Origin of the sequence: Bradyrhizobium sp. AZCC 1678 (assembly GCF_036924765.1) — a bacterium.
Classification (GTDB): Bacteria; Pseudomonadota; Alphaproteobacteria; order Rhizobiales; family Xanthobacteraceae; genus Bradyrhizobium; species Bradyrhizobium algeriense.
In genome coordinates this window covers 900343-914128 of sequence record NZ_JAZHSE010000001.1, presented here as the reverse complement: position 1 = coordinate 914128, position 13786 = coordinate 900343, and the positions used below count along the sequence as shown (strand labels likewise).

Here is a 13786-nt window from a genome sequence, read left to right as displayed (position 1 = left end):
AATCCCGCCAGTTTCAAGGCCCAGCCAAAACGAAAACAGGCCCGCAATGAAGCGGACCTGTGCGATATCTGCGCCAAGCTGTCGCACTTACCAGCGGTGCCAGTGGCGGTGATGGTGGTGATGGCCGCGGTGATGGTGCCAGCGGTGCCACCGATGATGGTGACGATGCCGCCAATGCACTTCCGTGGTCGCCAGCCTGGCGTCTTCCTGAACCGCCGCGGCGGCGCCGGGATTGCTGAGCGACAGCGCATTGGCGCGCTCGGCTGGAGCTGCGAGCGCGAGCAACGCGCCAACGGCGGCGAGCCCCAAAACTTTCGTGAACTGCATGAATGCTCTCCTTGGGTCGGTGTCCACGTCTGCGCCGAATCGCTCGCCGCAACGCTGTACGCAATCTGACGCGAGCGACTTGAATGGGCTCTGAATGAATGCGTCACGAAGATGAACGGATGACGGCTGCGGCTCGCCGCAATCCCTTGCGCACGCCAACCGGCGCAGGACGCCGTCGCGACTTCAACGCAAAAGCCGAATCCCCGTCGCGTCAGGACGCGTCAAAAAATGGAAGAAAAAATCTAGCCCGGCCGCCAGTAGCAGTTCATGCGCGGGGTGATCACCGTGCCGCTCGGCCGGTACTCCTGCACGTAATGCGCGGTGCAAGAGCGCACGGCGTTGGGGCCGGGGTTGTAGCGCGGGTAGACGTCGGGCGCCCATTCCTCCTGCCGATAGATCGGCACCCGCCGCAGCGGCCGCCGGCGCTGCGCGGACACATCCGTGACGACCGGCTTCAGCGCCACCCCGACCCGCAGCTCCGGCAATGCCGTCTGCGCCTGCGCCATCGTACCGGGGAGCAGGAGCCCGGCAAAAGCAGCCCATGCTGCGATCGTCACAATCCGCTTCATCTTCAGTCCACCCACGCCTGATATCCCCCGTACGGTCCCCGATTGGCGCGCCGAGGTCAACTCCGCAAAACCAGGATGCGCACGGGCATAACACACGCTAAATACGTCCTGATGTGGACCGAAGCAAAAGCCCCCTCGCTCGCCGAGATGGAAGCCATGGCGCATGAGGTGTTCGAGCGCCTGCCAAAGACGTTTCGAACCCTGTGCCAGGGTGTAGTCATCCGCGTCGACGATTTTCCGACCGACGAGGTTTTGGACGAAATGCAGGCGCAAAGCGAGTTCGACCTGCTCGGCTTATTCCAGGGCATCGGCCTGCCGCAGCAGAGCAACGACGACGTCGCCCGCCTGCCCAACATGATCTGGCTCTACCGCCGGCCGATCCTCGACTACTGGGCTGAGCATGAGGAAACGCTGGGCCATATCGTCCGCCACGTCCTGATCCACGAGATCGGGCACCATTTCGGGCTGTCGGACGCCGATATGGAGGCGATCGAGGCCTCCGCGGGCTAAGGCGTTTTCGGGCGACCAGGCGCCGTTCGCCCAATCGCGCCAGAACAGGCGGCCTATGCGCAAATCGGCCTTTTGCAGGGGCCATATTCGCGATAAATTATCGGCCTTGCCCCCATTTCAACCGGGAAGTGCGATCGATGGAAAAGTTCACCACACTGGAAGGCGTCGCGGCGCCGCTGAAGATCATCAATGTCGACACCGACATGATCATCCCGAAGCAGTATTTGAAGACCATCAAGCGCACCGGCCTCGGCAAGGGGCTCTTTTCCGAGCAGCGCTACAAGGATGACGGCAGCGAGAATCCGGACTTCGTGCTCAACCAGCCGGCCTACCGCAACGCCAAGGTGCTGGTCGCCGGTGACAATTTCGGCTGCGGTTCCAGCCGCGAGCACGCGCCGTGGGCGCTCCTGGATTTCGGCATCCGTTGCGTGATCTCGACCTCGTTCGGCGACATCTTCTACAACAACTGCTTCAAGAACGGCATTCTGCCGATCCGCGTCACCCAGGACGACCTCGACAAGCTGTTCGACGACGCCGAGCGCGGCGCCAACGCCACCCTGACCATCGACCTCGCCAACCAGGAGATCCGTGGCCCCGACGGCGGCAAGGTGAAGTTCGAGATTGATCCGTTCCGCAAGCACTGCCTGATGAACGGCCTCGACGACATCGGCCTGACCATGGAAAAGAAATCGTCGATCGACGATTACGAGGCGAAGCTGAAGAAAGAGCGCGCCTGGGCGTGATCGTGTCGCCTGATCGTGTTACGAGAGCCCCGATCACATCGGGGCTCTTTCGTTAAGCGGAGGCGACGCGGATGCGGCCTGACGTCGTCACTTTCTGGCACGGCCGGCTCGACGGGCTGCGGCTGACCTGCCTGCGGTCGCAGGTCGCCGCCGGCCACAAGGTCACCGTCTACAGTTTCGATCCGCTGCCGGGCCTGCCCGACGGCGTCGGCAATGCCGAGGCCGAGGCGATCCTGCCGCATTCGTTTTCCGAACGGCTGCGCCCGCCCGAGCCGGACGGAAGCTGGCGCGACTGGACCATTTTGCAGTTCAGCGACTTTTTCCGGATGCGGCTGATGGCCGAAAAGGCCGGCCTGTGGCTCGACGCCGATGTGCTGTTGCTGAAGCCGGTCGAGATCGATCCGGCCAAACCTTATTTCGCCTGGGAACGGCCGCGCCAGCTCGGCAATTCGGTGCTGTACCTGCCGTCAGACGATCCGATCGTGCTGGCATTCGAGGATCTGATGGAGCAGGAGGATCTGACGCCGGACTGGCTGGCGCTGCGTCATCGCCTCACCTTCATGCTGCGCCAGCTGCGACGCCGATCGAGCCGTCTCTCCGACATCCGCGTCGCAATCTACGGCCCGGCAGCGCTGACTGCGCTCGCGCGCCGCTCGGGTGAATTGCAGCACGCGCTGCCGAAGCAATCCTTCTACGCTGTGCATGCCGAGCCGAAACTGTTCTTCGAGCCGGCGGATTTTTCAGGCCTGCTCGCCGATCCCGAGATCGTCGGCCTGCACATCTCGCCGAAAGGCCGCGGCGGCGAAAAGCCGATGCCCGGCAGCCTTTATGCCTGGGCGGCAGAGAGATTCGGCTCGTAGCCGCAGCGTGCTGTCTTACGTTCTCCCACAAGGGAAGGAAGAAACGCCGTTGAGCAAAGATTTCAGTGCCCCATCGCCGCGATGGCGTCCGCAATCGCGATCGTCCGCTTCGCCATGTCGGCATGCAGCCGCTCCACCATCCGCCCGTCGAGCTGGATGGCGCCCCGTGAGGCGTTTTCCGGCTTCTCGAATGCCGCGATGATCTTGCGCGCCTGCTCGACCTCCTCGGCCGGCGGCGTGAAAATGGCGTTGCACGCCTCGATATGGCTCGGATGGATCAGCGTCTTGCCGTCGAAGCCGAGATCGCGGCCCTGCGCGCATTCGGTCGCAAAGCCATCAATATTGCTGATGTCGCTGTAGGGCCCGTCGAGAATTTCGAGCCCGTGCGCGCGCGTCGCCAGGATGCAGTGCGTAATCATCGGGATCATCGCCGCGCGGCCGGGCTGCATGCGGATCCGCGTCTCCCGCGAGATATCATTGGGCCCGAACACGAAGCCCGCAAGCCGGGTCTCGGAATCCTTCGATGCCGCCGCGAGCTTGTCGGCGTCCAGCACCCCGCGCGCGGTTTCGAGCATGGCCCAGACCCGAATGGACATATCGGCATTGATGTCGCTCAGGCGGTTGGCGATGGCGTTGAGATCGGCCGCGGTGGAAACCTTGGGAACCAGGATACCGTCGGGCCGGGCCTTGCCGGCCATGGTGACGTCGTCGACCCACCACGACGTATCGAGGCTGTTGACGCGGATCAGCACCTCGCGCTTGCCGAACCCGCCGGCCGCAATGGCTTTTGCGATCTGGTCGCGGGCCATCGCCTTGGCGTCCGGCGCCACCGAATCCTCGAGGTCGAGAATGATGCCGTCGGCCGGCAGGCTGCGCGCCTTTTCCAGCGCCCGCGCGTTCGACCCCGGCATGAACAACAGGCTGCGGCGCGGACGGATCATGGGCTGGTTCCTCTGGAGGCTTCGAGCCCCACGCCCTAACATTTCAAACCGGGGTCCGAAAGCCTTGTTCCCGTCATCGGCTTATGGTTAGCCATGCTCGGGTACAGACAGGACACCATGGCTCCATTCCCGCAACACCTGCTCGACGGCTACCGGGCCTTTACCTCGCAGCGGCTGCCGACCGAACAGACGCGCTACCGGGAACTTTCCGAGCGCGGCCAGTCGCCCGCCGTGATGGTGATCGGCTGCTGCGATTCGCGCGTCTCGCCGGAAGTGATTTTCGACGCCGGCCCCGGTGAACTCTTCGTGGTACGCAACGTCGCCAATCTGGTACCGGTCTTCCAGCCGGACGGCGGCGCCCACGGCGTGTCGGCGGCGCTGGAATACGCGGTACAGGTGCTGCACATCAAGCACATCGTGGTGCTCGGCCATGCGCAGTGCGGCGGCATCCGCGCCTTCATCGACGATATCGACCCGCTGTCGCCGGGCGATTTCATCGGCCGCTGGATGGCGATGTTCATCAAGCCGGGCGAAAAGGTCGGCCAGCGCGAGCACGAGACAAGGCAGGATTTCACCACGCGGATCGAGAAGGCCGCGGTGTTCCGCTCACTCGAAAACCTGATGACGTTTCCGTTCGTGCGCAGCCGCGTCGAGCGCGGCGAGATGGAATTGCACGGCGCCTATTTCGGCGTCGCCGAAGGCTCGCTGTTCGTGCTCGACCCGGAAGCGAAGGAATTCCGCAGCGTGAGCGAAGCGGCATAGGCGGTCGCGTAGATGGGCAAAGGCGCAACGCGCCGTGTCCATCACCTGTCCTCGATCGCAATGCTGAATGGTGGGCACGCGGAGCCTGTCATCACTGTGCGAGCGCAATTGCGCTCGTCGCTGGGCGCGCATTCGCGCGACCCGGTGGCTTTGCCCACCCAACGAATCACTATTCGCCGCCGTGGTCGCCGCCGCCCCATCGGTCGGATATCGCCAGCATGAAGGCCGAAACCACGAACGCCAGATGGACGCCGACCAGCCAGGCGAGCTTTGTCGGATCGAAGGCGGCGTCGATGTTCATGAAGGCCTTCAGCACCTGGATCGCCGAGATCGCGACGATCGAGGCCATCAGCTTTTGCTTGAGCCCGCCGAAACTGACCTTGGTCATCCATTCCGGCCAGTCCGGATGGCTGCCCGGATCGATCTTGGAGACGAAATTCTCGTAGCCCGAGAACACCACGATCAGGATCAGGTTGCCCGTTAGCGAGAGATCGATCAGCGCCAGCGCGCCGAGGATGATGTCGGATTCCTTGGAGCCCGGCGCGTGGACGATGAACTCCCACAGCACCGCGCAGAATTTGAACAACAGCACCGCAAGGCTGACGACGAGGCCGAAATAGAACGGCGCCATCAACCAGCGGCTGTTGAAGAGCAGGCTCTCGAAGCCGCGCTCGGCGCGCTTGAGCTGCGGATTGTGGCGATAGGGAGCCGGCTCTTCCGTCATGACAATCCCGGCTCCTCGACGCGCTTAACTCACGCCGCCTTCTTCTTCGCGGTGATCAGCTTGCGGTTGATCAGGCATTCGGCGATCTGCACGGCGTTCAGCGCCGCGCCCTTGCGCAGATTGTCGGAGACGCACCACAGCACCAGGCCGTTTTCCACCGTGGCGTCCTCGCGGATGCGGCTGATATAGGTCGCGTCTTCGCCGGCAGCCTCATACGGCGTGACGTAACCGCCGGGCTCCTGCTTGTCGATCACCAGGCAACCCGGCGCATTGCGCAGGATGTTGCGCGCCTCATCAGCCGTGATCGGATTCTCGAACTCGATGTTGACGGCCTCGGAATGGCCGACAAACACCGGCACGCGCACGCAGGTGGCGGTCAGCCTGATTTTGGGATCAAGAATCTTCTTGGTCTCCATCATCATCTTCCACTCTTCCTTGGTGTAGCCGTCCTCCATGAAGACGTCGATGTGCGGGATGACGTTGAAGGCGATGCGCTTGGGGAACTTCTTGTTGATGAGTTCGCTGTTGGTGTAGACGGCCTTGGTCTGCGAAAACAGCTCGTCCATCGCGTCCTTGCCGGCGCCCGAGACCGATTGATAGGTCGAAACCACGACGCGCTTGATGGTGGCCTTGTCGTGCAGCGGCTTCAGCGCGACCACGAGCTGCGCGGTCGAGCAGTTCGGGTTGGCGATGATGTTCTTCTTGGCAAAGCCCGCGGTCGCATCCGCGTTCACTTCCGGAACGATCAGCGGCACGTCCGGATCCATCCGAAAGGCGGATGAGTTGTCGATCACCACCGCACCGGCAGCGCCGATCTTGGGCGACCATTCCTTCGACACCGAACCGCCGGCCGACATCAGGCAGATATCGACATCGGAGAAGTCATAGTGCTCGAGCGCTTTGACCTTCAGGGTGCGGTCACCATAGGACACTTCGACGCCGACGCTGCGGCGCGAGGCCAGCACCACGACCTCGTCGGCGGGGAATTTGCGCTCGTCGAGAATATTGAGCATTTCGCGCCCGACATTGCCGGTCGCACCGACGACAGCGACTTTGTAACCCATCGTTCACTCTCCGAGGAAAAATGCCGCCCCGCCGCGTCAAGCGGAAAGGGAGAAGGCAGCGCTTCTATGCGAGAAACACCGATATGACAACGTTTGACGGCTGTGTTTGGGCGTTTGATGCATTCGTTTCCGGCCGGTTCGGCCAATTCCCCTTATACGACGAGAATTCACCCGGCGCTGGCAAGCTTCGTTGACGAGGTCTGCGGCACGCTGGCACGGCTCTGCGCCTATCTGATGACGCTGGCGCTGATGGCCATTTGCGGTACCGCGCTATGGCACCATTTGCCCGATGTGACGGCGATGGAGACGTCGCCGAACACCTGGAGCCAGGCCGGACGCACAGCGCCTGCGTTCGCGGTAAGCCAGCTCATTTTTCCAGGCAAGACAGAGACTTACGAAGTTTTTCGGCATCCCGAGGGTGGTCGCAAGGACGTGTTCCGCTGGAGCGGCATCGGCGGCACGCCGGTCGCCGAGCTCGAAATCTATCGTCCGGGTGAAGAAATCGATCAGGTCGGCTCGGCGGCCGGCTACCTTGCCGCAAGGATGGATCCGGCTGGCCCGCGCGAGTTGGAGGCGGCAGGCATCATCGACAGCAAGTTCGGCGCCGTGACTCTGTTTCGCCGGGTCGGCGGCACCGAGGCCGCCCGCGCCTGCCTCCGATTTTATAGGCATGTCGATGAGCCGAAATTCCGTCTCTCCGGCTGGTCATGCCTGGGCGAGGATTTGCCGGCCCGCCGCACCGCGATCGGCTGCATGCTGAACCGGCTGATTCTGCTGACGGCCGGAAACGATACAAAACTGACGGAATTGTTCGCCCACGCCGAAGTCAGGCGCAGCGATTGCGCGACATCGGGCGCGCCGGTCTTGTCAGCGGATTGGGTGACGGGCGCCGATAACCCGCATTTGCGCGGCGCCCTGTAATCCGGCGTTTGGCGGGGTCTGCTTCCGCGGCCTCTCACAATTGTGGCAACAAGCAGCCAAGACACTGGTTTTCATGAAACTTTTTCGCTTCGTGCCGCATTATTCCGGCGCGGTGTGGCGCAATTGACCTAGCGACGATGGTCCCGCCGTGGCTACAATGTCTGTAATCAGATCTGACGATCCGCCAACCTGTAAGGGCGGGACAATGACGAGGATGCAATGACCCGAAAATTCCCCGCTGCGAGCAAGCTCGCGATGTTGCTTGCCGCGGCTGCCCTCGTCGCGATTGGCTCGGCTTCCGCCAACGCCCAGTCCAAGCAGCAGCGATATGACCGGGACGGCCGCCCTTATTACGGGGCGAACGGTCCCAACCGTTCCTACCAGCAGGGCCCGCGCACCCGCGTCTTCGTCACTACGCGCTCATGGCTCGATGCCGGCACCGAGGTGCTGCCAGGCGACCGCAAGTTCCTGGACTACGCCTTCCCGTCGCCATACGGGTATCCAACGTTCGCGCGCGAAAACCTGAATCGCCCGATCGACCGCCAGCCGCTCAACCCACCGTCAGATTTGGGCGGCCAGCCGACCCAATTCCCGCTGTATTGATTTAGCGGAAGAGCAATCCCGCGTCGTCTCGAACCAGGATGTGTACTCATAAACCCGCGGCCCAGTCAGGGCGCGTCGTCGCCTTTAATCACCCGGAACGGTTATGAGCAGGTGCTTGTTAATTTGCATCTGCGGCAAGGAGGTCGAGGCATGAGGATAATGACCGTAGCTCTCGGAACGGCCCTGATCCTGTGTAACCTGGGGACGTTCAGTGCTGCAGCGCATGCGCGGAAGGCCAAAGTCGTTCGTGAACTCGTCAGGGTACCCGTGGTAACGACAACGCCTTACTGGGATTATAATATCGTTCCACGATATCGTTATCGCCCTCAGGACGACCGGGTCGATCCATACGGCCCGCCCGTAGCGCCGGTGATACGCTATGGAAATCAAGAGATATATATTCCGGCGTGGTACTGAATAGCACGCCGAGATACAAGCGCGCACCGTGATGGTGGCGTTATGGCTGAGGGCCGTTCTGGGTCACGAGCGGTAATGCTATAACTTATTTTTTAGGATCCGCTGGGCCGCGAGAGCCGACATTCGCTTTATGAGCACACGCCCTGGTGCGCAGTTGCGTTTACGGGCCGGGACGACAGCGCGCTCGCCGATTCCGCCCCGTCGATCTACCTGCTCGGAGGCAGAGCCGGGTCATACCGCTCGCAAAATTGTTCGATCGCCTCGGAGCGGAAATCGCCCAGGCGCTCGAAGATGATCTCATCCGGCCAGTCCCACCAGGCGATGCGGCGCAGGCTTTCGGCAACTGCATCCGGAAAGCGCTTGCGGATCGCTCGCGCGGGAACGCCGCCGACGATCGTATAGGGCGGCACGCTGCGGCTGACGACGGCGCCCGCAGCAATCACCGCACCGTCGCCGACCGTCACGCCCGGCAGCAGGATGGCGGCATGGCCGATCCAGCAATCGTTGCCGACGATCACCCGGTCGCCGCGGCGCTCCGCAAAGAAGTCGCGGTCGCGCGTCGCCGTCGGCTCGTAATATTCCGGGCAATAGGTGAAGCGATGCTGCGATGGCCGGCCCATGGGATGGTTCGGCGCGCCGATCCGGACCGAATTGGCGATCGCCGTGAACTTCCCGATCACGGCGTCGGCGACCTCGCAATTCTCCCCGAGATAGGAATAGTCGCCGAGCGAGGCATATTCGATGCGCGTGTTGTTCAGGACTTCGCAACGCCGGCCGATCTGCGCCTCACGCAGCCGCACCGTTTCATGGACAATTGTTTCCGCGAGCTTGGGGCGATGCGAGGTGTCCATCAGACTGCTCCATCCGGGCTACGACTCTAGCTGTGCAGCTTCTGCAATTCCTTCAAAATCGCCTCGCCCATCTGCGTGGTTGAGGCAGCCGTCGTGCCCTCAGACTTGATATCAGCGGTACGCAGTCCGCTGGCGAGCACGGCTGCGATCGCCGCATCGACCTTGTCGGCCAGCGCGCCCATGTCGAAGGAATAGCGCAGCGCCATGCCGAACGAGGAGATCATCGCGATCGGATTGGCGAGGCCTTGGCCTGCGATATCGGGCGCCGAGCCGTGCACCGGCTCGAACAGCGAGCGGCGCTTTTTGGTCTTGGCGTCGACTTCGCCGAGCGAGGCCGAAGGCAGCATGCCGAGCGAACCGGTCAGCATCGCCGCGATGTCCGACAGCATGTCGCCGAACAGATTGTCGGTTACAATGACGTCGAACTGTTTCGGCGCCTTCACCAGCATCATGCCGCCGGAATCGGCGAGCTGATGTTCAAGCGTCACGTCCTTGTATTCGCGCCCATGCACCGCCGTCATGACCTCGTTCCAAAGCACGCCCGACTTCATGACGTTGCGCTTTTCCATCGAGGTCACCTTGTTGCGGCGCTTGCGCGCCAGATCGAAGCCGACGCGGCCGATGCGCTCGATTTCATAGGTGTCGTAGACCTGGGTATCGATGGCGCGCTTCTGGCCGTTGCCCAGATCAGTGATCGTCTTCGGCTCGCCGAAATAGACGCCGCCGGTGAGTTCGCGCACGATCATGATGTCGAGGCCTTCGACCGCCTCGCGCTTCAGGCTGGAGGCATCCGCCAGCGCCGGGTAACACACCGCAGGGCGCAAATTGGCGAACAGGCCGAGATCCTTGCGCAGCCGCAGGAGACCCGCCTCGGGGCGCACCTCGTAGGGCACGCTGTCCCACTTCGGCCCGCCGACGGCGCCGAAGATGATGGCGTCCGCAGCCACAGCCTTGGCCATGTCACCTTCCGAGATCGACACCTTATGTGCGTCATAGGCCGAGCCGCCGACCAGACCCTGCTCGGTCTCGAATGACGCGATGCCCTGCTTGTTCAGCCAGTCGATCAGGCGTTGCACCTCGGCCATCACTTCGGGGCCGATGCCGTCGCCGGGGAGAAGCAGCAGTTTATGGGTCGCCATGTGGTTTACCTCCAGTTCGTCAATGCCGGGCAAAAGCGCGAAGCGCGTCTTCGCCCAAATGTCCCGGCCATCCACGTCCCGTTTGCGTTGGCAGTAAGACGTGGATGCCCGGCACAAGGCCGGGCATGACGGAAAATGTGAATTCCGGGCGGAGTGCTAAAACGCCGGAAGCGGATTGGCAAGGCATCGCAGGCAGGCCAAAAAGGCAGGGAACGAGCAACCCGCGCCCCCTCAAGAAGGCACCCAGACGGACCTCATGACATCAGCCATCATTTACGCCTTCGCCTCGGCCTTCTTCCTGGGCGCCGGGGTCGTCCTGGCACAGCTCGGCTTGCGGACCGTCGAGCCGTTGTCGGGGGCCGCGATTAGCGTCCCCTCCTTCACGGTGCTGTTCCTGCTGCTGTCGCCGCTGATCCTCCAGGACGAGCCGGTGGTTTGGCACGGCCTGCCCATTTTCATCGCCATCGGCCTGTTCTTCCCGGCTTCGCTGACGCTGCTGACCTTTGCTTCGAACCGGTCGCTCGGGCCCGTGATCACCTCCACCCTCGGCAACCTCGCGCCGCTGTTTGCGGTGGCAACGGCGGTGATCCTGCTGCACGAGCCGCTGCATCCGCCGCAACTCCTCGGCCTCGTCGTGGCGGTCGCCGGGGCTGCGATCATCACCGTGACCCGCCCGCGCGACCTCGGCCATTGGCGAAGCTGGGCGCTGCTGTTGCCGCTGTGCAGCGCGCTGATCCGCGGCGTCGTGCCGCCGATCGTCAAGCTCGGGCTTGCGGTCTGGCCAAGTCCGCTCTGGGCCTGCCTGATCGGCTACGTCATGTCCTCGCTGGTGGTGCTGACGGTGCAGCGCGTCCGCAAGGGCAGCTTTCTGGTGCAGGCGCCGCGTGCCGGTCTCTTTTGGTTTGCGATGACGGGGATCAGCAACGGCCTCAGCGCGCTGACGCTGTTCGCCGCGGTCCGCAACGGTCCGATCACGCTGGTGGCGCCGCTGGCCGCGATCTATCCGCTGGTCACGGTGGCGCTGAGCGCGATGCTGCTCAAGCACATCGAGATCACCGCACGCATCGTGGCGGGATCTGCACTGACGGTGCTCGGCGTAGCCCTGGTGCTGATTGGCTGATCCCGTTGCGGGATTGGCAAGACACCGTTGCTCCCCGTGCCGCTGTGCAACGGCCGCTTTGCCTGCCAGAATGGCCGCCGCCGGAGAATTTTGTGAAAGCCCCCGACCAACACATCTACGCGCACCCTGCGTGGCTGATCCTCATTCTATCGCTTGCGCCAACGATCGGTCTCGGAATCGGCCGCTTCGCCTATGCGCTGGTGCTGCCCGACATGCGCGACGCGCTCGGTTGGTCCTATTCCGCGGCCGGCTTCATGAACACGATCAACGCCGTCGGTTACCTGGCGGGCGCGTTGCTTGCCTCACGGATGATTCGGCGCTTCGGGCTGCCGCAAACCGTCCGCTGGGGAACGCTTGCCGCCATCACCTCGCTGGCGCTATGCGCCGTCTCCGGCAATTTTTTCGTGCTGAGCTTTGCGCGATTACTGGCGGGTGTCGGCGCGGCGGGTGGGTTCGTCGGCGGCGCGGCACTGGCCGCCACGATCGCGCAAACACGCCCCGAACGCGCCAACTTCCTGCTCAGCCTGTATTATGCCGGGCCGGGGCTCGGCATTATCTCATCGGGCCTGATCGCGCCATTCGTGCTGCAGGGCTTTGGGCCCGGATCGTGGTGGATCGTGTGGTGGGCCATGACGCTGCTCTGCGCCGTCCTGATCCTGCCGCTGTTGCTGGCGCCGCTCGGCAGCGGTGCTGCGATCGACAGCGCGGCGCCGGCCAAATTCTCCATCCGGCCGGTGCTGGTCTATCTGATCGGCTACTTCCTGTTCGGCGCCGGCTACATCGCCTACATGACCTTCATGATCGCCTACGTCCGCGACGCCGGCGGCGGCGCGCTGGCACAGAGCGCATTCTGGGGCCTGATCGGCCTCAGCGCATTTGTGACCCCATGGGTGTGGCGGCGCGTGCTGGCGCTCGACCGCGGCGGACTCGCCACCACCATCATCCTCGGCACCAACGCCGTCGGCGCGGCGCTGCCGATCTTCGGGCATTCGGTATGGCTGCTCGCGATCTCAGCACTGGTGTTCGGCGTCGCCTTCTTCGCGGTGGTCGGCTCCACCACCGCTTTCGTCCGCTTCAACTATCCGCCGCAGGCCTGGCCGACGGCGATTGCAGCCCTGACGATTTCATTCGGCATCGGCCAGACGCTCGGACCGATCGTGGTCGGCGCGATCACGGACGCGGTCGGCAGCCTGTCGTTTGCGCTGAATGTATCCGCGGCGATGCTGGCGCTGGGCGCGGTGCTGTCGGCGTTTCAGAGGAAGGTCGGGCCGAAAATTTCGACATGATGCGTTCTCTATCCGCGCGTCGTCCCTGCGAACGCAGGGACCCATACCGCGTGATCTGAATTTTGGAGAAGGCTGGAGCAACAGCTTCGCATAACCACGAAATCCTGTGGTTATGGGTCCCTGCGTTCGCAGGGACGACGAGGCAGTTCGCTCTGATTAACTCCCACTAAACGAATTATACCCCTGGTCTTCCCAGAAGCCGCCCTTGTAGTCGTTGGTGACTTCCATCGACATCACATATTTCGGATTCTTGAAGCCGAGCTTGGTCGGCACCCTGATCTTCATCGGAAAACCGTAGGCGCGCGGCAGGATATCGTCGCCGAACTTGAAGGTCATCTGGGTCTGCGCATGCAGCGCGGTCGCCATGTCGAGCGGCGAGTTGTAGCCGTCCTTGTCGGCGCACTGGAACCAGACATACTTCGCGCGGGTATCCGCGCCGATCACTTTCAGGAAATCGCGCAGCGGCGTGCCGGTCCAGCTTCCAATCGCGCTCCAGCCTTCGACGCAGATGTGGCGCGTGACCTGCTTGACCTGCGGCAATTGATAGAGTTCTTCCAGCGTCCAGGACTTCTTGTTTTCGACCAGACCGCGCACCTCGAGCTTCCAGCTCTCGCCGTCGACCGTAGGCGCTTCCTCGAGGTCGTAATAGGCGTTGAACGGGAACGGTTTTGTGATGGCGCTTTCCGGGAAGGTCGGCGCCATCGCATGGGGGTTGAAGATCAACGCCTGCACGCCGTCATTGAACTTCGAGACCTGCTTCAGCATCTCCTCGGCCGAAAAACTGTCGGTCACGTCGCAACCCGTCAGCAGCGTAAGCGCACCGAGGCTGGCGCCGCCCGAGATAAAGCGCCGGCGCGTGAGATCCGGCATCGTCTTCACCGCGTCCCTGATGAGGAGCGTCTTGTCGACGCCGGGGATGAGGAGGTTGCGCATGCGGCCCATGACCGTG

General features: G+C 63.2%; 16 protein-coding genes. 8 read left to right on the top strand and 8 right to left on the bottom strand.

The features are described 5' to 3' along the window. Nucleotides 1–87 precede the first annotated feature (87 nt). Nucleotides 88–327: a hypothetical protein gene (locus tag V1294_RS04365; protein WP_334495378.1), complete on the bottom strand. Its 240-nt coding sequence runs from the start codon at nt 325–327 to the stop codon at nt 88–90. Between the two features lie 242 nt (nt 328–569). Then, on the bottom strand, nt 570–896 hold the full coding sequence (locus V1294_RS04360; RefSeq protein ID WP_442895421.1) for a hypothetical protein: 327 nt from the start codon (nt 894–896) through the stop codon (nt 570–572). 111 nt (nt 897–1007) lie between these two features. Between V1294_RS04360 and V1294_RS04355 the strand changes: the two genes are divergently transcribed. From V1294_RS04355 to V1294_RS04345, 3 genes are all read left to right on the top strand, one after another. Then, entirely contained in the window at nt 1008–1406 is a 399-nt protein-coding gene (locus tag V1294_RS04355) for a metallopeptidase family protein (protein WP_334504485.1), read from the top strand. A gap of 137 nt (nt 1407–1543) precedes the next feature. Further along, entirely contained in the window at nt 1544–2149 is a 606-nt protein-coding gene (gene leuD / locus V1294_RS04350; RefSeq protein ID WP_108520706.1) for a 3-isopropylmalate dehydratase small subunit, read from the top strand. A 71-nt stretch (nt 2150–2220) separates the two neighbouring features. After that, on the top strand, nt 2221–3009 hold the full coding sequence (locus V1294_RS04345; RefSeq protein ID WP_334495376.1) for a hypothetical protein: 789 nt from the start codon (nt 2221–2223) through the stop codon (nt 3007–3009). A 62-nt stretch (nt 3010–3071) separates the two neighbouring features. Here V1294_RS04345 and V1294_RS04340 read toward each other — a convergent pair whose 3' ends face one another. After that, entirely contained in the window at nt 3072–3950 is an 879-nt protein-coding gene (locus V1294_RS04340; RefSeq protein ID WP_334495374.1) for an HpcH/HpaI aldolase/citrate lyase family protein, read from the bottom strand. 117 nt (nt 3951–4067) lie between these two features. Here V1294_RS04340 and V1294_RS04335 point away from each other — a divergent pair, with 117 nt between their 5' ends. After that, entirely contained in the window at nt 4068–4712 is a 645-nt protein-coding gene (locus tag V1294_RS04335; RefSeq protein WP_334495372.1) for a carbonic anhydrase, read from the top strand. Nucleotides 4713–4881: 169 nt separating this feature from the next. On the opposite strand, the gene V1294_RS04330 is transcribed toward V1294_RS04335, so the two are convergent. Together V1294_RS04330 and V1294_RS04325 are read right to left on the bottom strand one after the other, a co-directional pair. Next, nucleotides 4882–5436 carry a TIGR00645 family protein gene (locus V1294_RS04330; protein ID WP_334495371.1) on the bottom strand — a complete coding sequence of 185 codons (555 nt, stop codon included), beginning with the start codon at nt 5434–5436 and terminating at the stop codon, nt 4882–4884. Nucleotides 5437–5465: 29 nt separating this feature from the next. Continuing rightward, nucleotides 5466–6500: an aspartate-semialdehyde dehydrogenase gene (locus tag V1294_RS04325; RefSeq protein WP_108520717.1), complete on the bottom strand. Its 1035-nt coding sequence runs from the start codon at nt 6498–6500 to the stop codon at nt 5466–5468. A 117-nt stretch (nt 6501–6617) separates the two neighbouring features. On the opposite strand from V1294_RS04325, the gene V1294_RS04320 reads away from it, so the two are divergent. Further along, complete coding sequence (locus V1294_RS04320) at nt 6618–7421, top strand: hypothetical protein (protein WP_334495369.1); 804 nt, start codon at nt 6618–6620, stop codon at nt 7419–7421. Between the two features lie 219 nt (nt 7422–7640). Beyond that, the gene (locus V1294_RS04315; RefSeq protein ID WP_334488023.1) at nt 7641–8024 is read left to right on the top strand and encodes a hypothetical protein; all 384 of its coding nucleotides are present in this window, start codon (nt 7641–7643) and stop codon (nt 8022–8024) included. Nucleotides 8025–8647: 623 nt separating this feature from the next. Here the strand turns inward: V1294_RS04315 and V1294_RS04310 are convergent. Next, nucleotides 8648–9292 (bottom strand): DapH/DapD/GlmU-related protein, encoded by a 645-nt coding sequence (locus V1294_RS04310; RefSeq protein ID WP_334495367.1) that lies wholly within the window; start codon nt 9290–9292, stop codon nt 8648–8650. A gap of 26 nt (nt 9293–9318) precedes the next feature. Beyond that, nucleotides 9319–10431 carry a 3-isopropylmalate dehydrogenase gene (gene leuB, locus V1294_RS04305; RefSeq protein WP_334495365.1) on the bottom strand — a complete coding sequence of 371 codons (1113 nt, stop codon included), beginning with the start codon at nt 10429–10431 and terminating at the stop codon, nt 9319–9321. Between the two features lie 256 nt (nt 10432–10687). On the opposite strand from leuB, the gene V1294_RS04300 reads away from it, so the two are divergent. Next, entirely contained in the window at nt 10688–11551 is an 864-nt protein-coding gene (locus V1294_RS04300) for an EamA family transporter (protein WP_334488014.1), read from the top strand. Between the two features lie 92 nt (nt 11552–11643). Further along, nucleotides 11644–12837, top strand: coding sequence for a YbfB/YjiJ family MFS transporter (locus tag V1294_RS04295; RefSeq protein WP_334495363.1), 1194 nt, complete (start codon nt 11644–11646; stop codon nt 12835–12837). A gap of 156 nt (nt 12838–12993) precedes the next feature. On the opposite strand, the gene V1294_RS04290 is transcribed toward V1294_RS04295, so the two are convergent. After that, a complete protein-coding gene (locus V1294_RS04290; protein WP_334495361.1) occupies nt 12994–13779 on the bottom strand; it encodes a molybdopterin-dependent oxidoreductase in 786 nt (261 codons plus the stop codon). Between the last annotated feature and the right edge of the window lie 7 nt (nt 13780–13786).